This window comes from Streptomyces sp. NPDC048566, assembly GCF_043199735.1.
GTDB lineage: Bacteria > Actinomycetota > Actinomycetes > Streptomycetales > Streptomycetaceae > Streptomyces.
Genome location: NZ_JBICWL010000039.1, coordinates 1 through 23,788, shown reverse-complemented (window position 1 = coordinate 23,788; position 23,788 = coordinate 1). Strand labels below are relative to the sequence as shown.

The 23,788-nt window shown below is 69.1% G+C and carries 18 protein-coding genes and 5 pseudogenes; 14 read left to right on the top strand and 9 right to left on the bottom strand.

Features of this window, described 5'->3' with window-relative positions:
* Positions 1–8 precede the first annotated feature (8 nt).
* Positions 9–1,244: a cytochrome P450, cyclodipeptide synthase-associated gene (locus ACGFS9_RS31525; protein WP_393258112.1), complete on the bottom strand. Its 1,236-nt coding sequence runs from the start codon at positions 1,242–1,244 to the stop codon at positions 9–11.
* Between the two features lie 126 nt (positions 1,245–1,370).
* Between ACGFS9_RS31525 and ACGFS9_RS31520 the strand changes: the two are divergent.
* Positions 1,371–2,090 (top strand): annotated as a pseudogene (locus ACGFS9_RS31520) (IS630 family transposase); the annotation flags it as partial.
* Between the two features lie 18 nt (positions 2,091–2,108).
* On the opposite strand, the gene ACGFS9_RS31515 reads toward ACGFS9_RS31520, so the two are convergent.
* Positions 2,109–2,558 carry a DUF5707 domain-containing protein gene (locus ACGFS9_RS31515; RefSeq protein ID WP_393258110.1) on the bottom strand — a complete coding sequence of 150 codons (450 nt, stop codon included), beginning with the start codon at positions 2,556–2,558 and terminating at the stop codon, positions 2,109–2,111.
* 343 nt (positions 2,559–2,901) lie between these two features.
* Here ACGFS9_RS31515 and ACGFS9_RS31510 point away from each other — a divergent pair, with 343 nt between their 5' ends.
* Genes ACGFS9_RS31510 through ACGFS9_RS31500 form a run of 3 tightly spaced genes read left to right on the top strand, consistent with a single transcriptional unit; the run spans position 2,902 to position 6,409 of the window.
* Positions 2,902–5,331, top strand: a complete 2,430-nt coding sequence (locus ACGFS9_RS31510) for a sensor histidine kinase (protein WP_393258107.1) — start codon at positions 2,902–2,904, stop codon at positions 5,329–5,331.
* Complete coding sequence (locus tag ACGFS9_RS31505; protein ID WP_393258104.1) at positions 5,331–6,014, top strand: response regulator; 684 nt, start codon at positions 5,331–5,333, stop codon at positions 6,012–6,014. The genes ACGFS9_RS31510 and ACGFS9_RS31505 overlap by 1 nt, the downstream gene beginning before the upstream one ends.
* Positions 6,015–6,073: 59 nt before the next feature.
* Complete coding sequence (locus ACGFS9_RS31500) at positions 6,074–6,409, top strand: SCO4225 family membrane protein (protein WP_393258101.1); 336 nt, start codon at positions 6,074–6,076, stop codon at positions 6,407–6,409.
* A 221-nt stretch (positions 6,410–6,630) separates the two neighbouring features.
* On the opposite strand, the pseudogene ACGFS9_RS31495 reads toward ACGFS9_RS31500, so the two are convergent.
* Positions 6,631–7,353 (bottom strand): annotated as a pseudogene (locus ACGFS9_RS31495) (acyl-CoA dehydrogenase family protein); the annotation flags it as partial.
* A 51-nt stretch (positions 7,354–7,404) separates the two neighbouring features.
* On the opposite strand from ACGFS9_RS31495, the gene ACGFS9_RS31490 reads away from it, so the two are divergent.
* From ACGFS9_RS31490 to ACGFS9_RS31480, 3 genes are all read left to right on the top strand, one after another.
* On the top strand, positions 7,405–7,770 hold the full coding sequence (locus ACGFS9_RS31490; protein WP_393258098.1) for an ATP-binding protein: 366 nt from the start codon (positions 7,405–7,407) through the stop codon (positions 7,768–7,770).
* A gap of 94 nt (positions 7,771–7,864) precedes the next feature.
* On the top strand, positions 7,865–8,029 hold the full coding sequence (locus ACGFS9_RS31485) for a hypothetical protein (protein ID WP_393258096.1): 165 nt from the start codon (positions 7,865–7,867) through the stop codon (positions 8,027–8,029).
* A 619-nt stretch (positions 8,030–8,648) separates the two neighbouring features.
* Positions 8,649–9,557 carry an endo-beta-N-acetylglucosaminidase H gene (locus ACGFS9_RS31480; RefSeq protein ID WP_393258093.1) on the top strand — a complete coding sequence of 303 codons (909 nt, stop codon included), beginning with the start codon at positions 8,649–8,651 and terminating at the stop codon, positions 9,555–9,557.
* Between the two features lie 629 nt (positions 9,558–10,186).
* Here ACGFS9_RS31480 and ACGFS9_RS31475 read toward each other — a convergent pair.
* Both ACGFS9_RS31475 and ACGFS9_RS31470 read right to left on the bottom strand, forming a co-directional pair.
* Positions 10,187–10,384 carry a hypothetical protein gene (locus tag ACGFS9_RS31475; RefSeq protein ID WP_393258091.1) on the bottom strand — a complete coding sequence of 66 codons (198 nt, stop codon included), beginning with the start codon at positions 10,382–10,384 and terminating at the stop codon, positions 10,187–10,189.
* Between the two features lie 496 nt (positions 10,385–10,880).
* Positions 10,881–11,606, bottom strand: coding sequence for a transposase family protein (locus ACGFS9_RS31470; protein WP_393258088.1), 726 nt, complete (start codon positions 11,604–11,606; stop codon positions 10,881–10,883).
* A gap of 303 nt (positions 11,607–11,909) precedes the next feature.
* Between ACGFS9_RS31470 and ACGFS9_RS31465 the strand changes: the two genes are divergently transcribed.
* Entirely contained in the window at positions 11,910–12,086 is a 177-nt protein-coding gene (locus ACGFS9_RS31465) for a hypothetical protein (protein ID WP_393258086.1), read from the top strand.
* A 591-nt stretch (positions 12,087–12,677) separates the two neighbouring features.
* On the opposite strand, the pseudogene ACGFS9_RS31460 reads toward ACGFS9_RS31465, so the two are convergent.
* Positions 12,678–13,573: pseudogene (locus ACGFS9_RS31460) on the bottom strand (transposase family protein); the annotation flags it as partial.
* 132 nt (positions 13,574–13,705) lie between these two features.
* Here ACGFS9_RS31460 and ACGFS9_RS31455 point away from each other — a divergent pair.
* The 3 genes and pseudogenes from ACGFS9_RS31455 to ACGFS9_RS31445 form a co-directional block, all read left to right on the top strand.
* A pseudogene (locus tag ACGFS9_RS31455) lies at positions 13,706–13,873 on the top strand (IS110 family transposase); the annotation flags it as partial.
* A 364-nt stretch (positions 13,874–14,237) separates the two neighbouring features.
* On the top strand, positions 14,238–16,160 hold the full coding sequence (locus ACGFS9_RS31450; protein ID WP_393258084.1) for an alpha/beta fold hydrolase: 1,923 nt from the start codon (positions 14,238–14,240) through the stop codon (positions 16,158–16,160).
* Positions 16,161–16,164: 4 nt separating this feature from the next.
* Positions 16,165–16,758, top strand: a complete 594-nt coding sequence (locus ACGFS9_RS31445) for a hypothetical protein (protein ID WP_393258082.1) — start codon at positions 16,165–16,167, stop codon at positions 16,756–16,758.
* A 502-nt stretch (positions 16,759–17,260) separates the two neighbouring features.
* Here ACGFS9_RS31445 and ACGFS9_RS31440 read toward each other — a convergent pair.
* Positions 17,261–18,124 carry a hypothetical protein gene (locus tag ACGFS9_RS31440; RefSeq protein WP_393258080.1) on the bottom strand — a complete coding sequence of 288 codons (864 nt, stop codon included), beginning with the start codon at positions 18,122–18,124 and terminating at the stop codon, positions 17,261–17,263.
* Positions 18,125–18,469: 345 nt separating this feature from the next.
* On the opposite strand from ACGFS9_RS31440, the pseudogene ACGFS9_RS31435 reads away from it, so the two are divergent.
* Positions 18,470–18,762: pseudogene (locus ACGFS9_RS31435) on the top strand (transposase family protein); the annotation flags it as partial.
* Positions 18,763–19,406: 644 nt separating this feature from the next.
* Here the strand turns inward: ACGFS9_RS31435 and ACGFS9_RS31430 are convergent.
* Complete coding sequence (locus ACGFS9_RS31430) at positions 19,407–19,781, bottom strand: hypothetical protein (RefSeq protein WP_393258078.1); 375 nt, start codon at positions 19,779–19,781, stop codon at positions 19,407–19,409.
* A gap of 308 nt (positions 19,782–20,089) precedes the next feature.
* Between ACGFS9_RS31430 and ACGFS9_RS31425 the strand changes: the two genes are divergently transcribed.
* Entirely contained in the window at positions 20,090–22,543 is a 2,454-nt protein-coding gene (locus tag ACGFS9_RS31425; RefSeq protein ID WP_393258075.1) for a GDSL-type esterase/lipase family protein, read from the top strand.
* Positions 22,544–22,867: 324 nt separating this feature from the next.
* On the opposite strand, the gene ACGFS9_RS31420 is transcribed toward ACGFS9_RS31425, so the two are convergent.
* Entirely contained in the window at positions 22,868–23,242 is a 375-nt protein-coding gene (locus ACGFS9_RS31420) for a hypothetical protein (RefSeq protein ID WP_393258073.1), read from the bottom strand.
* A gap of 296 nt (positions 23,243–23,538) precedes the next feature.
* On the opposite strand from ACGFS9_RS31420, the gene ACGFS9_RS31415 reads away from it, so the two are divergent.
* The coding region (locus ACGFS9_RS31415) for a transposase family protein (RefSeq protein WP_393258070.1) at positions 23,539–23,788 on the top strand (250 nt) is incomplete at its 3' end.

The following is a 23,788-nucleotide window of genomic DNA, read 5'->3' as shown; positions in this document are numbered from 1 at the left end:
GGTAGCGGTCAGGGACGGGCCGCGAGCGCTCTCGTGGAAGCGGTGAAGTCCAGCCGAAGGGCGGCGGGGCCGCGCGTGTAGATGCCTGTCTCCCGGTAGCGGAAACCCGGGCTGTAGCGGACCTGGTCGAGCAGGGGGATCAGTAACGCGGCCACCGTCTCGATCTCCGCCCGCGCGAAGGCCGTGCCGACGCACTGGTGGAGTCCGCTACCGAAGGACAGGTGCTGGGCGGCGGCGGTGAAGGAGCGGGCGGTGCCCAGGTCCGAGCGATGGATGTCGAAGGTGTCCGGGGCGCTGAACGCGTCGGGGTCACGGTTGGCGGCGCCGATCATGCAGAAGACGGTGGCGCCGGCCGGGATGGGGGTGCCGGCGAGCACGACCTCGTTCTCCGCATGCCGGGGTATGAGCTGCACCGGCGGCGTGTAGCGCAGCGTCTCAGCGATCGCGGCGGGCAGCAGGGCGGGATCCCTGCGGACCTCCGCCAGCTGACCGGGATGCTCGATCAGGTGTCGGAAGAGGAGGCCGAGGGTCTTGTCGGCGGGTTCCACGGCGGCCACCAGAACATTGGTGATCAGCGCGGTGACGTCCCGGTTGCTCATGACGACATCGTCGAACTCGACCGCGCAGAGGGCCGATATCAGATCCTCGCCGGGGCGGCGGCGACGCTCCTCGATGATCGGGACGATGTAGCCTTCCAGCGCGGAGGCGCGCTCCAGACAGTGTCGGTGCCGCTCGGCTGTGAGGGCGACACTGGTGATGAACTCGGTGACCCCGTCGAGCCACCCGGAGACCCGCCGCCAGTCCCGCTTGTCCAGGCCGAGGACCTCCAGCGTCACCTGAACGGCCAGGGGCTTGCCGAAGTCGTTGACGAGGTCCATCTCCCCGCGGGTCAGGAAGGGCGCGACGAGCTCGGCGGCGTTGGCCCGGATCGCGCGTACCTGATGCCGCAGCGCTTCCCCGGTGAAGAACCGGACGACTGCCTTCCGTTTGGCGGTGTGCTCCGCCCCGGTCATCTGGGCGAGGACCGGCCCGCGCATCACCGGCTCGGCGCGCGTCTGCAACGTCTCGGTGGTGAACGCCTCATGATCGGTCAGCACCCGCTTCACATCGCGGTAGCGGGAGAGGAAGTAGCTGTCGATCGACGGCTCGTAGTGCACCGGCGACTGCTCCCTCAGCCGGCTGAAGTACCGATCGGGTGCGGCGCCGAAGCTCTCGGACAGGATGCTGAAGGGGGACTCGGCCATGGACGCGGGTACCTCTCGGGGAGAACGGGCCGACGGGGGACGCCGCGCGAAGAAGGGGCTACGCCGACGCTCGGAGGCCGTACCCCCGTGTACGGCGTCTCCGGCCGATGAGGATACGCCGCGGCCGTCTCGCGGATCTGGCGGGCGTTCGGTCTCAAACCGCACATCGTGGAGACGTGGAAGCTGTCGACCGACCCGCAGTTCGTGACCAAGGTCCTTGATGTAGTGGGCATTTACCTGTCACCGCCGGAGAACGCCCTGGTCCTGGCGGTGGACGAGAAGTCGCAGATCCAGGCCCTGGACCGGACCCAGCCGGTGTTGCCGATGGCACCGACCACGCCGGCGAGAATGACGCACGACTACGTCCGGCACGGCACGACCAGCCTGTTCGCCGCCCTGGACATCGTCTCCGGCTCGGTCATAGCCCAGCACTACCGGCGCCACCGTCACCAGGAGTTCCTCTGCTTCCTGAAGGTCATCGACGCCGCCGTCCCCAAAGACCTGGACCTGCACCTGGTCCTGGTCCTGGTCCTGGGCAACTACGCCACCCACAAGACCGAACCGGTCAAGAAGTGGCTGCTGCGGCACCCTCGCTTCCATTTGCACTTCACCCCCACCTCGGCGTCCTGGCTCAACCTCGTCGAGCGCTGGTTTCGCCGAGCTGACCTCCCGCAAACTCCGCCGCTCGGCCCACCGCAGCGTCGTCGAACTCGAGCGCGACATCCGCGGCTGGATCAACGAGTGGAACAAGGACCCCAAGCCGTTCGTGTGGACGAAGACCGCCGACGACATCCTCGACACACCCTCGCCGGATACTGCACACGAATTAGCGACTCAGGACACTAGAGGCCTGGCGGTGGCGGGTCAGCGGGTGGGGTCGAAGGTGGCGGCGCGGGGCACGAACGTCGTGTCGCCGTCCTTGGCCGTCGCCAGCACGGAGACGCGCCAGGTGCCCTCGTCCAGCTCGGCCGCCTCCTCCTGCGTGACCTTCAGCGTGTAGGTGCAGCGGGACGTCTCGTCCGAGGTGCTGCGGCACTCGGCGCTGTCCACCGACCGCAGCTCCGCCTCGGTCGGGTCGAGCTTCGAACTCGCGGGCCACACGATGACCTTGAGGCCCCGGATGCCCGAGTTGTCACGCACGTCCGCGGTGAAGGTCAGCGAACCCGCGCCGCTGCCGGTCGGAGCGACGTACCGGACCGAGCTGTCGCTCAGGACCGGCTTCGAGGGGGACGCGGCCACGGCGAGTCCACCGGCGGTGATACCGCCGACGACGGCGACACCGATGAGCGACGAGACGAGAATGCGCTTGGACATGGGATATCCCCTTGAATTCGTATGGAAGCAGATGCGCTCTCGCACCCACGGAGAATCTGAATGGAGAGGTGATATGCGAATTACTTCTGGACTACGGCTTGTTCACACGGTGAACCGGTGGTCGGCCGCATTTCGATGTTCTCGCTGTGTTCGAGACTAGGTCCCGGCGCACTGCGTGGTCGTCGCGCTGCCGGATGATTGCCGCCTTGAACCAGAGGTGGAGAGCACCGACCGGCCGTCCACCCGCCGCCGGCCCGGTCCCGTCTCCAACCCGGGTAAGAGACGGGAATCCACCTTCAGCCGGAGCCGGGCCGCCCACCCTGGGCCGTAGCCTTGAGCCGCCATGAGACCCACCAGACCCGCCTTGAAATTCGCCGTGCACCGGGCCGACGACCGGCTGCTCCCGGTTCTGCTGATCTGCGCGCAGGCCGTGGTGTGGCCCGGTGTGGTCCTGCTTCGCGGGGCCGTACCGACCGCGTCTGCGGTTCTCGTGGCGGTCCTGGTCGCCGGATCGGTGACGGCCGCACTCGCCCTTCGCCGTACCCGCCCGGTGGTCACCCTCGTCCTGGTCGCAGCCGCCTGCGCGCTGGGCGCCGGGCCACTGCCCACCGGGGCGACGGCGGTGCTCGGGACCGCGGGTGTCGGGCTGGCCCTGTTCACCGTGGCGACCGAACGCGACACCTTCACCGCCGTGCTGTGCGGGGTGACGCTCGCCGCCTGGCAACTACTGCAGAGCCTCAGCCTGCACGGACTCAGCGAGCCCGACGGACTCGACCTCGTCCTGACCGCCCTGCTGTACGCCACGACGTGCGGTGCCGGCCTGATGGTGCGGCGCACCCGTCGTGTCCGGCGGGCGGCCGAACAACTGCTGAAGCGGGCCGAGACCGAGCGCCACCGGCTTCCGGCCGTCGAACGACGCAGGATGGAGAGGGAGCTGCACGACGTCAGCGCCCACCATCTGACAGCCGTGGTGGTCACGGCGGGAGCGGCCATCGGGCTGCGCGAACGCCGTCCCGAACTGGGCCAGGAGGCACTCGGGTTCGCGATCGAGACTGGCCGCGAGGTCACGCGGGCGCTCGGCGCCGTGCGGGCGCCCGCGCCCTCGCGCGAGGAACTGCCCTCGCCGGAGGAACGGCTGCGGGAACTGGCCGCCGGGTTCCGCCGCCTCGATCAGACCGTGGACTGCGAGATCGGCCCGCTGCCGGACGGAGCCGTCGCGGACGCGGCCTTCGGCATCGTGCGCGAGGCGCTGACCAACGTGGCCCGGCACGCACCCGGTGCCCGTACGACGGTGCGGTGCCACTACGGAGACACCCGCACGGATGTCGTGGTCACCAGCGCGGCGCCGCCCTCCGGTGCGACGGTCGCGGCGGCACACGGTGAGGGCCTGGGCGGGGGACGCGGTCAGGGGTTCCTGCGGTCCCGCGCCCAGGAGGCGGGCGGCACCCTGACCAGCGGCCCGACGGCGGAGGGCGGCTGGGAGGTGCGCGCGGTCCTGCCCGGCCAGACCGCCGCCCCGGTGGAGCGGTCCGTGCCACGGAGCTACCGGGTGGCGCAGGTGACGGCCGCCGCGGGCCTTGTCCTGCAGCCGCTGCTCCCGGTGCTGGTCATTCGGGCGGAGACCGTGACGAGTGGTGGACGGGTATCCGCGGGGCTGCTCTTCGCACTGCTGGCCGCGGCCCAGGTGGTCGCGCTGCTGTGGCTGCGCCGGTCACCTCGCGCCGCCTTGAGCGCACTGCTCGGTCTGGGCCTGCTCTGGCCGGTGGCGATGGTCGCGGGCGCGTACGGCGGGCCGGTGCTTCTGCCGCCGGCGTTGAGCCTGTTCGCGACGTGTGCGGCGCTTGCCGCGGAGGCGACCCGAACGGCTGCGTCATCCTCGTGCCGCGGCCCGGCGGGGGCTGGGCGCGCAGTTCCCCGCGCCCCCGGAAAGGGCCGCGCCGTCTTTCGCGCCCCTGCGGGGCTCGGGGTGGTGGTCCTGGGTGTGCTGGTGCATGCCCTGGGTGTCGTCGTCGTCGTTCTGGAGCGGGGTACGGGGCTTCCGGTGTGGGTGGTGGGTGCGTGTGCGACCGTCGGGGTGGGGGCCGTGGTCGGTGCGGCCCGGTGGGGGGGGACTCTGCGTGGGCGGGTTGAACGGGTTGCCCGGAGTGCGCGGGACGAACGTCTTGCCGTCTGGACGGGGGAAGCCGTTCGGGACGCGTGGGCCGAGCGTCGCCGGATCGCCGCCGGGCTGGAGACCACCGTGCTGGCGCGCACGGCCGACATGGTCGCCCAGGCGGAGGCGGGCCGCCTGGACACGACCGCCGAGCGCGCCCGCGAGGCCCTGGCCGCGATGCGCTCCCTGCTCGACACCGTCCGCGACGGCGAGACGGGACCCGAACTGCGCCCGCAGCCCACCCTCCAGGCTCTCGACCTGCTCGCCCACCAGTGCCGGGCGACCGGTCGCGACGTCGAGATACGGCTGACCGACCGGGTACCGGAACGGCTGCCCACCGCGGTGGACCTGGCCGCCTATCACGCCGCCGAGACGATCCTCGCGGCCGGCGGCGAGGAGCCCGCGATGCTCGAGCTGGACGCCGAAGAGGGTACGTTGACGCTCACGGCCACCGGGGTACCCCGCGCCGCCCGCCCTGCCGTACGGGAGCTGCTGGCGGCGCGCGCCGCCGCGCTCGGCGGCACCGTAGACACCGGCCGGCCTGGTACGGTCGGGCTCCGGTTGCCATGCGCACCGGTTCAGCGGCAGGGCGATGTTATGTCGACCGAAGAGAGGAAGTGATGAGCCTCAAGGTGCTGGTCGTCGACGATCAGGGCCTCGTGCGGGCGGGGTTCGCCATCGTGATCGACGCCGAGGAGGACATGACGGTCGTCGGTGAGGCCGCCGACGGAACCGCCGCAGTACGTCTCGCCGCGGAACTGGCCCCCGACGTGGTCGTCATGGACGTCCGGATGCCCGTGCTCGACGGCATCGCGGCCACCCGCATCATCACCGGGCGCCAGGACGCGCCCCGAGTCCTGGTGCTGACCACCTTCGACCTCGACTCGTACGTCTTGGACGCGCTGCGCGCCGGAGCCTCCGGCTTCCTGCTCAAGGACGTGCACGCCGCCGAACTGCTCCAGGGCATCCGGGTGGTGGCCACCGGGGAGAGCGTGCTCGCCCCGTCCGCGACGCGTCGGCTCATCGCCCACTACGCGTCGGGAGCGGGCTCCGGGATACGCGCCGGGAACGGTCCGAGCGCGCTGGACAGCCTCACCGCCAGCCAACGCAATGTCCTCGGCCTGGTCGCGTCCGGACTCAACAACGCGGAGATCGCCGACGAACTCGGTATCACCGTCGGCACCGTCAAGTCCCATGTGAACGCGCTGCTGCGCAAGCTCGGCCTGCGCGACCGTGTACAGGCGACGATCCTGGCGTACGACCTCGGTCTCGCCCGCCCGAATCCGCCGGGCACCCACATCTGACCCCCGACATCCGACCGACGCTGTCGGCCATTGACCGCCACGACCGAGGAGAGCACCACGTGACCGGTAGAAGCCCCAGCCGAACCGCCTGTCCTCGACGTCTGGGACACGCACTCGGGGACGTCTTCGCCCGTGTCTACCTGGTGGCCTGTGCCGTCCTGCTCGTGTGGGCGCTCTGGGTGAGCGCCGTTGACAGCTCGGACGAGTCCATGGCGGGCGTCATCCCGCTGCTCGCCACCGCCCCGTCCAGTTTCATACCGATAGCCCTGCTGCCGGACAGCGCCGCGGTGTTCGCCGTCGCCGTCGTGTTCGGGGCGCTGGTCAACGCCGCGGTCATCGGCTGGTGCGCCCGCGCGCTGCGCCGCGGCAGGAGTGGTCACGACCCGGTGTCTTGAATCCGCCTCGCCCGACCCGCCGGGCGGTGCTCGCCGATGGGTCCGCCCCCGGTCCACCGCCCACATTCCGGGCGGCGGACCGCCATCGGGGACAGGACGTTCCGGGCGTACGCCGACGCGGCCCCCGCCAGAGCCCCCAGGCCCGGACAGGGCCGCCGCAGTCGATCCGCCGGTCCCGGTATCGAGCATCCAAGCCACTTGCTCGTTGCCGACCCAGGCTCCTAGCAGACGCTTCCCGCCGGGCCGGCGGGCTCCGGCAGGTCCACGAGTGAGGCGAGCGCCGCCCGGTGGAGGCCGGCCGAACCGTACGCCAGCTCGTCCGCCTTCGCCCGCTTGAGGGCGATGTGCGCGGGGTGCTCCCAGGTCATTCCGAGCCCGCCGTGCAGCTGGACGCACTCCTCGGCCGCGTGGACGGCGACCCGGCCGCAGTACGCCTGCGCGAGGGCCACGGCGAGCGGCGCCTCAGGGCTGTCGGTGGCGAGCGCGTCGGCGGCGTTGCGGGCGGCCGCACGGGCCGACACGACCTCCAGCCACAGCTGCGCCATGCGGTGCTTGAGCGCCTGGAAGGAGCCGACGGGCCGGTTGAACTGATGGCGTTCACGGGTGTGCCGGACGGTCTCCTCCAGGCACCACTCGGCGAGACCGAGCTGCTCGGAGGCGAGGAGGCCGCGGCGGACGGCGGCCGCTGCGGTGGCCGGGTCGGCGAACCGGGTGCCTGCCTCACCGGTGACGGTGACGGCGGCGAGCGGGCGGGTCAGGTCGATCGGGATCTGCGGCTCGACCGTCACGGCGGGGTCCGTCGCCCGCACCGCGTACAGCCCGTCGCGACGCAGGACGAGCAGGACGTCGGCGCGCACGGCGTCGGCGACGGCCGTGACCGTGCCCGGGACGGTGGGCGGCGGCGCGTCCGGGGCGGTGGTCAGCGGGACGTCGAGGACGGCGACGGTGGTGCACGTCGCGCGCTTTCGAGGCGGCCTTCGAACCGGAGCCGGTGTGTGTCGGCCGCGCACGGCGGATCACTATGGCCTGCCTCGGGCTGTGGCATGTGCGCGGGCCGCTCGCCGCTGGCCGACAACATCGCGCTCGTCGTCTCCGAGTTGGTCAGTAATGGCGTCGAGCACGGAGCAGGCGATGTCGGGCTGCGCGTGCGGTACCCCGACGACGAAATCCGCATCGAGGTCACCGACGGCAACCCGGCTCCGGCCAGGATGCGCTCTGCCGGTGATGACGACGAATCGGGGCGCGGCCTGCTGCTCGTCACGGTGCTCGCGCGGAAATGGGGCGTCACCAACGACGGCCGCACCACCTGGGCCACCTTCCGCGTTCCCTCGGGGAGGCCATGGTGGCCGTCGTCGACGTGACCGCCGCTGGGCTGCCGGGCCGGCCGGTGGGCACCGAGGACGAGCGGACGCGGCACGGATCACCGACCGGTTCCGCCGGGCCACCCGCCAGCTGATGCAGGTCGTCCCGCATCGCGTCGCGGTGTATCCGACCGAGGAGCTGCGTGGCCTGCTCGCCCTGCGCGACGAACAGCCGTCCCCCGCGCAGGCGCTGTCGTACCTGCGCCGGTATGCCCTGGCGATCTTCGCCATCCTGGACTTGATGGGAGACGACGCATGATGCCTCCCCTCGCAGACGTCGGGCCGCGTTCCCTCACGGCCCGACCCGCCGCCGGGTGCTGGGAGAACACGGCTCCGTACGTCCCCCACAGGGAGCCGAAGCGCCCCAGCGCCGGGCGGGACCCTCGCCGCCTCGCCCTCGCCCTCCTCGGCAACGCCCTCCGCAACCCCGCCACCCGACCCGGCGACGGCGACGAACCGCCACTTGGTGCAGCACAAGCGAGTGACCGCCTCTCGACGCCAACGCCGCCGGTCCGCCAGCACCCAGCACCCAGCACCCAGCACCCAGCACCCAGCACCCAGCACCCAGCAGAATGATGATGCGCTCCGCCGCCCCGATCCCACGTAGTCAGGTACTCCCGGGCATCCGCCCGATGCCGAAACACCCCGATCCGCTTGAGCTCGCCGCGCTCGCCTGCCTCCAGGTGCCCGGCTGTGGCCCCCAGGACGCCGTAGGAGCCGTGCGCCAACTCATGTTTCCCGAAGGGAACTTGAGGGGATGCCTGCGTGAAGGTCGTGAAGATTTCGCGCACATTTCACCGCACTCGCTGCGGAAACTCGGGGTGACCTCTCGACGCTCCGAGCAAGTCGGATCAATAGAGACAGGAGACCGACCAACAATGTTCATTTTGGTACGGAACAGAGTGTGGGCCGGCGTGCTCGCGCTCTCGGCCGTCACGGCCCTTGCCTTCTGCGCGACCGGAGCGGCAGCGGCCTCAACTCCCGCCAAACAGGGTCCGACCTCGGTGGCCTACATCGAGGTGAACAGCAACAGCCTGCTCAACGCCGGCAAGTACACGCTCGCCGACGGTGGCGGCAACGCCTTCGACGTCGCCGTGATCTTCGCGGCGAACATCAACTACGACACGAGCTCGAAGACTGCGTATCTGCACTTCAATGAGAACGTGCAGCGCGTCCTCGACAACGCTGCCACGCAGATACGGCCGTTGCAGCAGCAGGGCATCAAGGTCGTCCTCTCGGTGCTCGGCAACCACCAGGGTGCAGGGTTCGCCAACTTCACCTCTCAGCAGGCGGCTTCCGCGTTCGCGATGCAGATGTCCGACGCCGTGGCCAAGTACGGCCTCGACGGCATCGACTTCGACGACGAATATGCCGAGTACGGCAACAACGGCACGGCCCAACCCAACGACGGCTCGTTCGTGCACCTCGTGACGGCACTTCGAGCGAGCATGCCGGACAAGATCATCAGCCTCTACAACATCGGCCCGGCCGCGTCGCGCCTGTCCTACGGCGGCGTCGACATCTCCTCCAAGTTCGACTACGCCTGGAACCCGTACTACGGCACCTGGCAGGTCCCCGGTATGGCACTGCCCAAGTCGTCGCTGTCACCGGCGGCCGTCGAGATCGGCCGCACCTCGCAGGCCACGGTCGGCAACCTCGCCCGCCGCACCGTCAGCGAAGGATACGGCGTATACCTGACATACAACCTCGACGGCACCGATCGCAGCGCCGATGTCTCCGCGTTCACCAGGGAGTTGTACGGCAGCGACACCGTCTACACGCCGTAGGGTGCCCGAGCGCCTAGCCACACGCCTGCCTCGGCGAGCCTGCCGCACGCCGTAGCAACGCGGAACCCGTACGGAGTGCACGGCAACAACGATGCCAGATACGGATCGCGCCTGTCCGCTGTCTCACAGCGGTAGCGGACAGGCTTCACCAGGGACGTCATGGATGTCCAAGTCGATCTCCGCACCAACCATCAGAGAAGAAGGCTTCGGCGGCAACACGAACGTCGTCACGTTCACCGTTGCCATTGGGCCCGCCGGGTGAGTCGGTCGTGAGTAGGGAGGGCGACGCCAACAGCCACTCCGGTAGCTGCTGCACGCTGACGCCGTCCGGCTTCCCAGACGCCTTCCATGGCCTCCGCCCTCCAGAGACCGGCTCGACACCTCCTTGGCCGCCCTCGGGCGGGATCAAGTCACAATGCTGCAAGCTTCGCTTCATGCTGCGGACCGGTCGACCGCACGCCCCGGAAGAGCGCTTGTCACTCCGCTTCGACGCAAGCCACTCCATCGGCGCGGGAACCGGCTGTCGGGAACCCTAGCGTCTCCGCAAACCCGGACGTGCACCGGCCGGCTGCCCTGAGCGTATCGTTCGATTACCTTCCCTTCCGCGCCACCCTTGGTTCGGCCGTCACTCATCCTGCTGCGGTCACCTGGACGGTGGCGTAGCCGGCTGCCGCTCCCGCCACCACCAATGCGGCATAGAACGGGACACACGCCACCAGCGTGGTGCCCTCGATGACGGTTCCGGGCGTGTCCTCGTCCAGGGGGCCCAGGTGATCGATGGTCCAGTCGTTGATCATGCGCTCCATCATGTGCTGTCTACCCTTCATGAGTTACTGTGCTTGGCTGCCACCATTGTTGGCAGGTCCACCCGCTGTGGGCGTCCACCGAGCGGGCCTGAGTGTGGAGGACGTTCCTTCCCCCGACCGGGGGACTCGCCGCTCCTCCCCCAGGGACCCTCGCGGGGCCCCCGGGCGCCTGAAGGCAGCGGGCTCGGAGGCCGATCGCCCCCGAATATGGGGACCCGCCTCGACTCACGGATGCGCGCACCTGCCCACGTGAGGCGTCCGGTTGGTGGCCCTCATCCCGCTGTCACTCCGGCCGCAGGGCCAGGGCCCAGGCGACCCGCGCCGACGCCGCCTTCGGACGCGCGAGACGTCCCGGCGCCGGCTCCGCGCCCTGGATCACCACGCAACCGGCTCGACCTCACTCACCGGTCAGGCCCACGTTTGCTCACTGTTGCCGTGCGGGAGAGCGTGCCCCGGAGGTCGAGGCGATCTCCGATCGTCTGGTGGGACGCCGTGCGGAAGGAGTCAGTGAGCTTCTTCAGCGTTGCCGCTCTAGGGTGAGAATGGCTTTGGCGATTGACGTCATGCGGTTGGGGCTGCAGCGTGACCTGCGGAAGATCCGCCAGGACTTCAGGCAGGCCACGCCGCGCTCAACCGGTGCCCGTGCCGCGGCCAGAGCCCGGTTGACGGTCTTCTCGGTAGGGGTGAGTTCCCAGGTCAGCCAGGGGCCACCGCCCTGGTAGGCGAGATCGGCCAGGATGGGGACGCCCTGGCGCTCGCAGATGCGGATGATCCGGTGGGTGCGGGCGGCGGTCAGGTCGTGGGAGCGGCCCGGCAGCGCGGGCGAGAGCCACAGCAGTCGGCCGGCCCGATCGGTGACTACCTGCACGTTCACCCCGTGTCGGCGGTGTTTGTGGGAGTAGTCGGCCCGTCCGTCGCCGACCCGGTCACACTCGGCGAGCGTGCCGTCCAGGAGGACGAAGTCCGGATCCTGCTCGCGTAGGACCTTCAGCAGGCCCGGTGCACGGTCGGCGAGGAGGTCGATGACCGCACTGGTATAGGCGTGGGCGGTGGACTCGCTGATCCCGAACCCGGCAGCGACCTTCGCCAGGGTGGTGTGCTCGCGCAGGTACACCAGTGCCACTATCGCGCGCTGGGACGGACGGAGCTTGCAGCGGCGGTCACCCTCACGGGTGACGATGAGCATGGTGACCCACTCCACGAGCGCATGTGGCAGGTCGAGTGCGGCAGGATAGATGACCAACGAGGCCCCTGAGCGGCGTGGTTGAGACGTCAGACATCTCGATCAACTGCCCAGGGGCCTCGCTCGTTGCGCTTCACGGACCGTCACCCGATCGTGGCCCGCTCGAAGAAGCTCAGTGAGCCACCAACGGCCGCTGGATCGGGGATAGGAGTACAACAGCAGGCCTCCCCTGATTGGAGGAGTCCTCGTCATCGGGGCTGTCAACCGGCCCGCTGACACGGAATCCCCGGCCAGAACCCTAGTGTCAACAGGGAGAGGCACCACCGAGAGGTGGGAAGGAAGCCGAGACCGAAAGGATCGAACATGACTGACTTCGAAACGACCATGCGCAACGCGAATCTGGGCGAACTCCACGAGGACCACCCCGGGCTGGCTCCAGAATCGGGGCCGACGATCACCTCGCTCGCGGAAGCCCAAGTGATGTGGAATGCCGGACAGGCTCTCGTCGGAACCGGCCTCACCGCGGCGCTCATCGGCTGAGAAGGCGACCGGAATCAGCCTGGGGCCCGTACGCGACCGGGACCACCGCGCCCCTCCGTGTTGCGGCGGGTGGCACCACCGGACCCACAGGGTGCGACCGGAGACGTTGACGAGTGCCTGACCGCTTCCGTCTGCCCAGCGGCCGGAGCGGGATCCGCCGAACGAGCGGCGTCACATCGCCGTCGAGACGCTGTTGGTGATCTTGAGAGAATCGGACAGCGGCAGAATCGCTTGGATTGCCTGACCGGACCGGACGGCACGGTGGCGACGTGTCCGGTGTCGGCGTACGCGCGACGAGTCCGTACGCCGACGTCCGGCCGCTGATGACGGTTGATTGTCGTGCCAGCGGCTATGAGGACATACCGTGCACGGGCACCGGCCATGGCCAGTGGCGGCAGAGCGCAGTCGCTGGGCATGAACGTTTCTCGGCGACAGTGGCCCCGCAGCAGGCCCGATCGCGGCGTACCCCAACCACCCGACGGTGTCTTGTTCGCGTCGGACCCACATCCGCATCTCCTGCAGGGGAACCCGCCCCCCGAGGCTGCTATGTCGTGTCAAGCAGCTTGGGTGAGTTCCTCGATGCTTACGATCTTGGTTTTGGCGGCCGCGGCCGCGGGCGTCGTCACGGTGGATGACGGGGATCTCCTTCCAGGGCAGGGCGTGGAGTTGACGGGCTTGGTTGCGCTGGTTGTTCTTGATGGTCAGCAGGTAGTGGGCGCCGCGTTCGTGCAGGTAGGCGGCGTGGTCGCGTTGGGCGTGGAGGGCGTCGGCGGTGACGACGGCCCCCTTGAGATCGGCGTCGTCGAGCTGGTCGAGCAGGGGTTGGAACTCGGGGATTTCGTTGGTCTTCGCGCCGATCTCGCGGGAGGCGAGGGTGATGCCGTCGCCGTGCCGGACGGCGGAGAACACGAAGACCCGGCTGCCGTCCGGGCGCTTCGCACTGCGCAGGCACTTGCCGTACACCGCGATGGCCCGGCGCCGGGAGCGCACCGGTTCGGCGCGGGCGGCCGCCCGGTGGGCGCGGCGCTGTTCGCGTTCGATGCCGCCGTCGGGCATGAGCGGCTCGGGAGAGTGGGACACCGTGGACAGCAGGGGCCGCAGGTGGTCGTAGCCGGCCGCGCTGACCTCACCGGGATCGAGCCGCCCCAGAACGGTGCGCAACGTCTTCTCGCTCGGGATCCGGTACCGGCCGCGCAACGGATGGTAGGGCAGACCGAAAGCGGCCAGTTCCTCCGGCATCGCACGTCGGCACCACTCCGCCGCCGCAGTGATGGAGTCATGGCCCGCCGGGGTCATCGCACAGACCACCAGGGCCAGCAGCGAGGAGACCCGGTAGCGCACCCCGCACGCCCCGCGAGGATCGGTGACCGACTCGAACTCGGCAACCAAGCCGCGGACTTGGCCTCGCGCAGCATCCGAGCCGAGGGCCTCCAGAGGGGCGGAGAAGAGACGGGAACGACGGCAGGGGATGATGGAGGAACCAACACGGCACCTTCGTGGATCTTGAAGCATAGAGAACTCCATGATCCACAGGTGCCGTGTTCATCTGCCTCCGGGACCCGCCAGCATGATCAACCGACCCAAGCGGGGGCGATCCGGGCAAACGCCGGGGCCCTGCCGATCCGGCCTCCCGCGCCTACTACGACAAGCAACGAGCCCGCGGCAAAACCCACACCCAAGCCCTCCTCCGCCTCGCCCGCCAACGCATCAGCGTCCTGGTCGCCATGCTCCGCGACGGCACCTTCTACGAATCCCGGACACCGAAGGACGTCGAGCTCGCCGCATAAGCCCAGCACCCCTGAACCACCCCAAACCTGACAGGGGTGCCTTGACGAAGGACACAGAGGCACCCCCCACCCCTGCATACGGTGCGTGAGGCACTCCCAGATCAAATGGGCAGGACGGCTTCGAAAACGGTGGGAGCAGCTGCCCCCGGCGGCGACGCCGCCCCTCTTCCGGTCCGGTTTGTTCGGATCGAGGGCCCGCTCCGGGCCGAGGACATTCCTGCGGGCGAAGGACCGACCGGAAGGCCACCGTCAAATATCGCCCTCTTGGTGATGCCTTCATAAAATATCCCTAAGCACATTTCACCGCATCGTCAGGATCACGGTCCTTCCGGCTTCGGGCGGTGCCCTGCGTCGGGAGGGGCCGATGTCCAAGGCCCGTGACCTTTCCGCGAAGGTGCTGTCCACCGTCCTGGGACCGATACCTGTCCCACGGGGGCGGGCGATGGCCCTGTCCGAACGTCTCGCCAGCCTGACGACCCTCGTCGCCAGCCTGGAGTACCTGCGGCGGAAGGAAGACCGCGAGCCCGGCGGACTCAACGACTGGAGAATCGCGCGAGACGCACTCGTGGTGGACTCGCCCCTCAAGCGCCGGATCATGGACGCCATAGGTGACGAAAAGGTCACGAACGCTCTGTTCGGTGCGCAGGCAGTCGCGGGTGCCGCTCTACTCATGCCCGGCCGGGGCCGCTGGCGGGGAGGGGCAAGCCTGTACATGGGCCTGAGCAACATCGCGCTCTATCCCCGTCGACACTTCGGCACGGACGGGTCGGACCAGGTGGCGATACTCGTCCAGACCGCCATGGGGGCAGCACGGCTCTCTCGGACACCTCAGGTCCAGGACGCCCTCCTGTGGTACGTGGCCCTCCAGTCGAACCTCTCGTACGCCATCTCCGGCTGGGTCAAGCTGCTGGGCCAGGACTGGCGCGAGGGGACGGCGCTTCCGGGCATCATGCGGACCCGAACCTACGGCCACGAAGGCATGTGGCGCTGGTCCAGCCGGCATCCGCAGTCCGCGCGGTGGCTGGCGCACGGCGTCCTGACCCTGGAATGCCTGTTCCCCCTGGTCTACCTTCCCGGTGGCCTGCTGGTGCGGCCGATGCTCGCCAGTGCGGCGGCCTTCCACGCCGCTAACGGATACTTCATGGGCCTGGGCCGGTTCATCACCTCGTTCGTATCCATGCATCCGGCTGTCGCCTACACCACGACACCCAGGTGGCGGCCGGAGGCGGCCCACCGAGACGACACCGTGGTGCAGGCAGCCGCCCTCACCCTGGCCGGCGCGGCTGCACTCAGCCTGCTGCGGGCCGCCGACCGTCGACAGTGGGTCCGCGACGGTTGGCCAGGCAGCCAAAGCGTGGCAACCCGTCACGGCAACAAGATCAGCTACCACCGGATGGAAGGTTCCGCCAAAGGCGTCAAACCCGTCGTCGTCATGTGCTGCGGACTGGCCGCGTCCCCGGAGATGTTCGGATGGCTCCTGCAGACGATGCGAGATGAAGGCAGCTGCGACGTGGTCACGTACAGCCGGGCCGGGACCGGCCCGAGTTCCTACGCGGGAGATCAACCGTTCACCCTGCAGGAGTCTGTCGACGATCTCCTCGACCTCGTAGCCGAGGTCGCCTCCGACGACCAGCCACTGATCCTGGTCGGCCACTCCTTGGGCGGAGAGATCGCCCGCCGGGCAGCAGTCGAGCTCGGCGACCGGGTATCCGCCGTCGTGTACCTGGACAGCGCCCATCCCGAGGAATTGCAGCGATCGGAGAAGCAGAGCAAGACGGCAGCGCGCCTGGACGGTTCACTCGGCATGATCGCCACGAGTCTACGCAGTGGCATGGGCGTGCTGATGCCTCGTCCGGAATGGGTCGGACACCTGCCCGCAGCGGTGCGAAACCGCGCCTTCGCCCAGCACGCCGACAGTCGCATCTGGCGAGCCGGACGCCGGGAGTGGCAGGCCACGGAAGCAGACTTCCGCGCCTTCACGGGACCGCTACCGCCCCTCGCCTGTCACGCCCTCGTGATATCCGCGGAGAAGACCGTGACACAAGACCCCGCCCAAAAAGAGATGCACGAGGACCTGGCCCATGCCCACCGGGGCGATGGGCGTGTGGTGCGGTCCGCCACCATAGACCGCGCCGGCCATGAGTCTCTGCTCGTCAATCCTCGCTTCGGCGAGCAGACCACACGGCAGATCCTCGACTTCCTGCGGGACATCGGCGCCGTCGGACCCGCCGACGACCAGACCACACCCCCTGCACGTCATGGACCACCGAGCACACGAAAGGAGTGACCCCATGGCTCCAACCACCGCAGTGAGCCGCCTCTTCACCGGGCCCGGCGGCCTGACAAGGGCAGCATGCAGTGGCATGCTCCTGGGGACCCTGGCAACACAGCATCCGAGCACCGAACTCTTCGGCCGCGTGCAACGCATCGACAGAACAGCCGTCATGTTCCCGAACTGGAGGTTCTTCGCCCCCACTCCTGCTCGCCACGACTACCAGTTCCTCTACCGCACCCTCAGCTACGACCGAGAAACCTCGAAATGGCGAACGGTCCAAGCAATAGCCGAACGCCGGCTGTCACAGATCGTGTGGTTCCCCGGGCGGCGCACGGAGAAAGCCATCTTCGATGCCTGCCAGCAAGTCATCAACGTACTCGACGACGGGTTCACCGTGGCCGAGCACAACCCCGCCTACCGCATGCTGCGTGAGTTCATCCGCAACCGGATCGACAGATCGGAAACAACAGGAATCAAGGGCTTCCAGTTCGCACTCGCCCGAGCAGCGGGATACGACACCGCGGAAGAACCCCAAATCGTCTTCGTCTCCCCCTACATCCCCCTCCAGCCCCAGCCTCCACCCGCTCCCACATCACCCCACCCGACATGAGCCACCGCTGGACATCCTCCGCAAGGTCCGGGGTCGCCGCTCCCGAGGTCGAGGAGATACCGGAGAGGGGCTGACGCGTCACGCGCACGGCTCCGCCCGCCGCCGGAAGGACAGCCCGGTGCGCCGTGCGCCCGTCGACCGGCCCCCGGGCGGGTCGGAGGCACCGCTCGGAACGCAATCGGCCGAGCCCGTGCCGACTTCCGGCGCCGAAATCCGGAAGGTCATCTGCAGCACGAACGCAATAGCGAGTGTCAATGCCCGCATGTGCAAGGACATGCGGGGCGGGTGCCATTCTGTCCGCGGGCGCCGCGTTGACGTGCACCTATACCGCGCCGCTGAGCCTGATGCGTCCGGCAAGGGAGCGACTCCGGTGAACGGTGCGCTGCAAGGCGCCCCTGAAATCGGGCCAGATCGCCTTCGAAAGGAGGCTCACCTCCACCGGCCACCGACCGCCAACACTCGAGATCAGCCGTTGACGGCACACTCCCGGACGGGCGGACAGTCACGGCGACCGAGCACCACGAACTGCACGCGGCGGTGCAGCGTGCCGTCCCTGCAGACCGCCCTCGCCTCTTCGCTTCCGCATGGACGACCGGCCACTGGACCACCCGTGGACCGCGAGGTCGGCCTCTGTCCCACCGACACTCGAAGCCGTCGCGCGCGGCAAGGGAACAGCCGCGACACGGGCAACGTTCCGTCGACCGGATCGGGACGAAGCGTTGCACATCCGGACCAGCACGGTGGTGAACAGTCCTGCTGAAAGAGCCGCGGCGGCCATGGTCGTGGCCAGAACCACGGCCCCGCTCGTGGTCGTGAAGAATTCCCAGTCGTCGATCACCAGCAGGGCGACGAAGACGAGCCCCGCGACCATGGCGATGACGAGCGCGCACAACGCTCCAGGCCGGCCCCGGTGACCCCGAGGGGCCCGGGCCGCCCGTTTCAGTGCGACCGTCCAGAGCGAGGCAGTCGCCGCGCACATCAGCGTGAGGAATACCGCGTGATAGACCCCGGCGGCGTTGAAGTGATGAGGTTCCGGGTGTGCCCAGGTGAGTTCGTGGTCTTCGTCGACCCAGCGGACCAATTGGGTCAGGGCTCCGGTCGCGCCGCCTGCCGTGGCCACGGCTGCAACCTGCCTGGCCTCCCGCACTGCCGAGGGGAGAGCCGTGACGGCGAAGACCAAGGCGCCCGTCATGACCGGCAGTGCCAGGGCGTCGCCCCAGGTCTCGCACAGGTCGGTGAACATGCCCGGCAAGCGTGGGTCCCTATCCATGGTCAGGTGGAAGACGAAGAGCGTGCCGAAGCCGGCCATGAACACGGCCAGCCCGGCGGCAACGGCCCTCCGGGCCGGCGTAGCGATCTCGTTCATCGGTCGACAGGTCCTCACATCATTTGAGCGATGGGGCACGCACAGGGCAGGTGGCCCGGTGTGGGAGATCTCCCCGGAGACGTGGAATGCCGGTGGACGGCGCACCGCAGGAACGTAACCGGGTCTGGCGGCTCAGACCGCTCGTCGAAGTCGGCATGATGCCCTTGAGTTCTTGGTGCTGCTCGGGCGCCCGGAGGAGCCGCATCCCCACGATGGCCCAGCACGCGCCCGTGGTGCCACGGTCGATCGGGGGGCGGGCCGACGGACGCTTCGTCCTCCCGTCGGGGGACCCGGCGCCGACGGCCGCGCTCAGAGCCGGGGCCGACCGGCGGTCCGTGTACTGAGCTGCGGCGCCACCGCCGCGCGATCGGCTCCCGGTGGCGGCGCCTGAGCGCCGGCCGCCAGGCCCTGCTCACCCTGGCTCACCTGCGGATGGGTCACACCTACGCCCAGCTCGCTGCCGGATTCGGCATCGGCACCACGACGGCCTACCGCTACGTCACCGAGGCTGTCGACCTCCTGGCCGCTCTCGCGCCGAGCCTGACCGCGAGGCAGTGCGGACCGCGTCGGCGAAGGCGTACCTGATCCTGGACGGCACCCTCCTGCCCATCGACCGCATCGCAGCGGACCGGCCGTTCCAGGTGTCCCGCAACGCGGGTGATGTCGTCCCACCGGTGCACTGCGCCGGGCGCGATCCACAAGTCTGCCGGGCCGCGACACGCTCACGCATCGGTGCGCGGCAGGGCAGTAGCCCGCCCAGCAGGCTGTCGAGGCTGTCGTTGCTCTCCAGGTGGAGCCTGAGGCCGTGCGGGGTCGGCTGCACGTAGCGGATGCCTAAGGGGTACTCGAAGAAGTGCCTCTGCGAGTTGAGGACCCAGTAGAACACCTCGGATTCGAGGAGCAAATGCGCCTGCTGAGCCGGAACCGGGAGGAGGGGCGCGCCGGGCTGCAAGGCGGTGACGGCGTCGCAGGCGGCTTGGCGGGGGGCGCCGGTGTAGAGGGCGTAGGTCCGGGCCCGGCTGCTGATCTGGGTGGCCGACATGGCTTCAGGCGCCTTTCGCTCAGCTCCGTCGGCCCGCGGAGCGTGAGGAACAGGCACTGATGTGCGGTACGGCGGTCAGTGGGGTGCAGCTGATCGAAGCCGCGCTTCTTCGCCTCCGCCTTGAACCCGCGGGGCCGAGGTTCGCGTGAGGAGCAGCAGACCGATGCCGCACGGCGCGAGTGTAGTCCTCGGGCCCGGCTCGAAGGGGGCGCCACGCCGTTCGCCGGTGCGGGGCGCGGCTTACAGGCGAGACGCGGCTGGCTGGGGGTCGTTGTGCTCGGCAAGTTGGTCGCGGGCGACGGCTTCGTGTCGGAGCGCGGTCCTGAGGTGCCACAACGAGATCGCGGGCAGGAGACCGCCGAGCCTGGCCACCGCCCTCATCGCCTCGGCCGCCTGGGCCAGGAGCTTGGCGGTCGATCGCGCCTGCTTGGTGCTCCGATCCCCAGTCAGGCGTTCTACGATCTCGTCCAGTAGTTGTGCCAGCTCACCGGCTCCGGGGTCCTCCGGTGCTTCGGCTCCCTCGAAGCCCTCGTACGCAACCGGCTCAAGCGCCTTCAGTACCGGCCGGACACACTCGACGGCTTGGGCATTGCGCCTGAACACCCCGTCCTGCACGTTGGGTTCATTCCTTTCGACGGGACAAGCCTCGAGGCCGTCATCCCAGGTGACCGGCCGGTGTGCCGGAGCCTCTGGCGGCGCTTCGCCGGGCACCCGCCGGGTCGGTTGGCACATCCGCCGGTGATCCATCTCACCGTGCCCGAACGCGTCCTGGAGCCCGGCTTAGCGGTCTATAGCGTAAGAAGGGGCGTCCAACACGCCGCTTCACACTTGTGGTTGACGCTCACTCACCCCACTCCCAGGAAGTAGGACGCTCCATGGCCTCTTTCAACACCTCCTACAGACCCCGGAGTCCGGGAAGGGCCGTGCAGGCACTGACCGTTCCCCTGCTCGTCCTCGCCCTGCTGGCCTCCCTGCTGGCACTGGCGCCGCGGGCCGAGGCCGCGGACATCCCGACCCGGGAGGAGGTGAGCCGGGCCCTGGAGAGCACCCCGAGCACCAACTACTTCTGGACTGGTCGGACAGGCAAGTGTGCGAGCGAGGAGGACAGCGTCAAGGGCCTGGCCGAGCAGATCGCTCGCGAGCGCGGCGGCAAGACCCTGGAGATGCGGCTGCGCGAGGCGGGCGTCAGCATGCCCTCCTTCGACGCCCCCGACCCGGCCAAGGACATCTGGCGGTTCGCGTCGCGGGAATACGCAAAAAAGACCAGCTACCAGGCCTGGGTCATCAAGGGCACGTGCGTCCGGGACGGCAACACCTGGGAGGACAAGGAGTTTCCCAACCTCAAGGCCGGCGGACAGGTGCACTGCGTCTGGGAGATCGACGCCGAGCACCCGCTGACCGAGAAGCTGATCTGGTACCAGTGGTTCTGGGGCGGCACCTGCCAGAAGGAGGTGCACCTGAAGAACAAGGCCAGGACCGCCTGCTACCACTACGACCACATCGGGCCCCGGTGGGAGCACGGCAGCGGGATGAGGGGCGACTACTTCCACGGCAACTGGTTCGTCCGTGGCACGCAGTGGAACAGCCGCAAGAAGGACAAGAAGGTGGACCCGAACGCCGTCGGGTACATGTACTCCATCGAACCGACCGATTCATGGCCGACGGAACCGGCCGAATACCTCGTCCACAACGACGGGTTGATCGGCTGGTTCCGCAGCGGTGACGTCCGGCCGTACCGGCTCGAGATCCTCGACTCCTCAGCCCCCTTCTACCACCGCGAGTGGTCGGAGCCGTACGACACCATCTGCGGGACCGGTGCCGGTGCCACGGACGCACCGCGCGGCATGAGCGAGCTGAGCAAGCGGGCCGTCACGGTCATGCCGCTGGGCGACTCCATCACCGCCGGTGTCGGCAGCTCCACCGGGGCCGGCTACCGGGCACCGCTCTACGACGACCTCAAGCGGGCCGCGAAGTCGGTGGACTTCGTCGGTTCGCAGCACTCGGGCACGATGGCCGACACCGACAACGAAGGCCATCCCGGCTGGCGGATCGACCAGATCGCGAAGGCCGCGGACTGTTCGGTGCCCGCCCAACGCCCCAACGTGGTCACCCTGCACGCGGGCACCAACGACCTCAACCAGAAGCACGACGTCGCCGGGGCGCCGGCGAGGCTCGGGGGGTTGATCGAGCAGGTGCTCGACGACGCGCCCGAGACGACCGTGCTGGTGGCCGGTCTCGTCCCGGCCACCAAGCCTGGCCTGCAACCGCTGATCGACGCCTACAACTCCCGGCTCCCGGAACTCGTGAACGACTTCCAGGAGCGCGGCAAGCACGTGGCGCTGCTGGACATGAGCGCCGTGACCACCGACGACCTCGCCCAGCCCGCCCATCCGAACGACGCCGGATACCGCAAGATGGCTGACGTCTTCCTGGACGGCATCGCCGACGCCGCGGCCGACGGCTGGCTGGCGGATCCCCGCAGCGGGACCGCCACCGGCTGCGGGTCGGGCGGGGACGGCGCCAGCGCGGCCGGTCCCGGCTGGGAGGCCATCGGCGTCATCGCCCCCGGCATGAACAAGTGCAGCGGGCGCACCGACCTGGTCGAGCTCAACGGCGACGGCCGGGCCGACTACGTCAAGATCGGCGACGACGGCTCGGTGTGCGGCGCCCTGAACACCCCCGGCGCGGACCTGCTGCACCCGCACTGGGCCGATCCCACGCCTGGGCGCCCGCTCTTCCCGCCGATGGGTCAGGCTGGATTCGGCGCCGGCGTCCGGTTCGCGGACGTCACCGGTGACGGCCGCGACGAGTACCTCTACGTCAGCCCGGATGGTGCGGTGACGGCCTGGCTCAACGACGGCCGGCAGGGCGACGACGACCTGATCCCGTACTTCGGCCGCAACCTGGGCGTCATCGCCCCCGGCGTCGCAGGGGTCACCCGCGAGCAGATCCGCTTCGCGGACGTCAACGGCGACCGGCGCGCCGACTTCCTGCGCGTGACGGAGTCCGGGGCCGTGGACGCGTACGTCAACACGCCCGACAGCGCCGGGACCATCCATTGGAAGCCGTGGCCGAACTGGGCCGGCGGTGTCCAGGGCGGCTCCCGCGACAAGCTGCGGCTCGCCGACGTCGACGGCGACCGCAAGGACGACTACCTCATCGTCGGCAGCACGGGCGCCGTCCACGCGTACATCAACAACGGTGGCGGCGGTGCGGGCAGCTTCATCAAGCAGTTGTACTTCGTGAACGAGACCGGCTACCCGGGCGACAAGACCACGTTCCGGGACGTCGACGGCGACGGCAAGGCCGACTACGTCGTCATCTACGAAGGCGGCGCGATCCGCGCCTGGCACAACCGCGGCGGCAACACCGGATAGCCGGGGCCGTGACGCGTCCCGATCCGGGATCGTGACGCGTCCCTGTCAGGGATGCCCCCCGTCTCGGCCCATGTCCCGGGAGGCATCGAACTCCCAGGTCAGCGCGTTTCGCGACGGCTTCGGGACATCCCGCTCGTCCCGGCGTGCCGGGAACGCCACGACGGGTTCGTACGGTTCACTTTCTACGAGGTGCAGCGAACAAGCGGGGCGTCTTCACGAGAGTGAGGACGCCCCGCTTGCATTTCCCTGAAGGCACCGCGGGAATTCCCGTGGTGGCTTTCTCACTCGAGTTTGTAGCGAATCGCGATCTTGGTGTGGGTCTCTCTATGCGGCGGCTGCTTCCCAGGCGCGGATGACCGCCGTGATTTCTTCGGGACTGGGTTGACCTGCAGGGTTGCGAATATGGCGGGCGGCGATGATCGTCCGGCGGAGCTTGACGACCATGTCGCTGAACGCCGGGGTCGCCTTCGTGGTGTACCAGGGCTGCTGTGCGCGCCGGTCGGTGATGTCTGCGGGGTGGTGGCCGTGGGCGGCGTACCAGAGCGCGACGATGGCGTGGACGGCCAGGCCGAACGGGACGGTGCGCTCGACCGCGCGTCGGGTGCGGTTGCGGGCCTGGCCGACACCGAGGTCCTGACGCATGTGCTCGAAGACCGACTCGATCGGTGAGGGGCCTGTCGCTTTCCGGACAGCGACCAAGCACTTGAAATCTACGCCGCGAGTCGCATGTTGCGATGCTCGAGGAATACCTCATGGGGCGTCAAATATCGGACTGCCGAATGAAGTCGCTTGCGATTGTACCAAAATTCGATGTACCTCGTGATGTCTCTCCTGGCCTCAATGGCCATGACTGAACGCTTCTCATCCTGTGGCTCGGGGGCGATGACGGCTGGCGGTCGGGGGCCGTGACGCGGCAGGGCTCCTGGTCGTTGCGGCTGGTGATCTCACTCGCCAACGCCTCGACACAGGAGCCCTGTTGGTCCCGCTATCGTGCCATGCTCGACGTCCCTCACGAGGTCGTTGAGCACGTTTCCTGGCTCATCTACGCCCGAAGGTGTGAGCTGAACTCCCGCTGGCGCAGGCTGGGCTGCTTCCGGCAGGCTCTGCTGGTCCTGGTGCACCTGCGCAAGAACGAGACCCTGACTCAGGACGCTGCGGGATTCGGCGTCTCCACCGCCACCGCCGGCCGGTACGTGAGCGAAACGGTCGACATCCTCGCCGAACGCGCCCCGAGTCTGCACGACG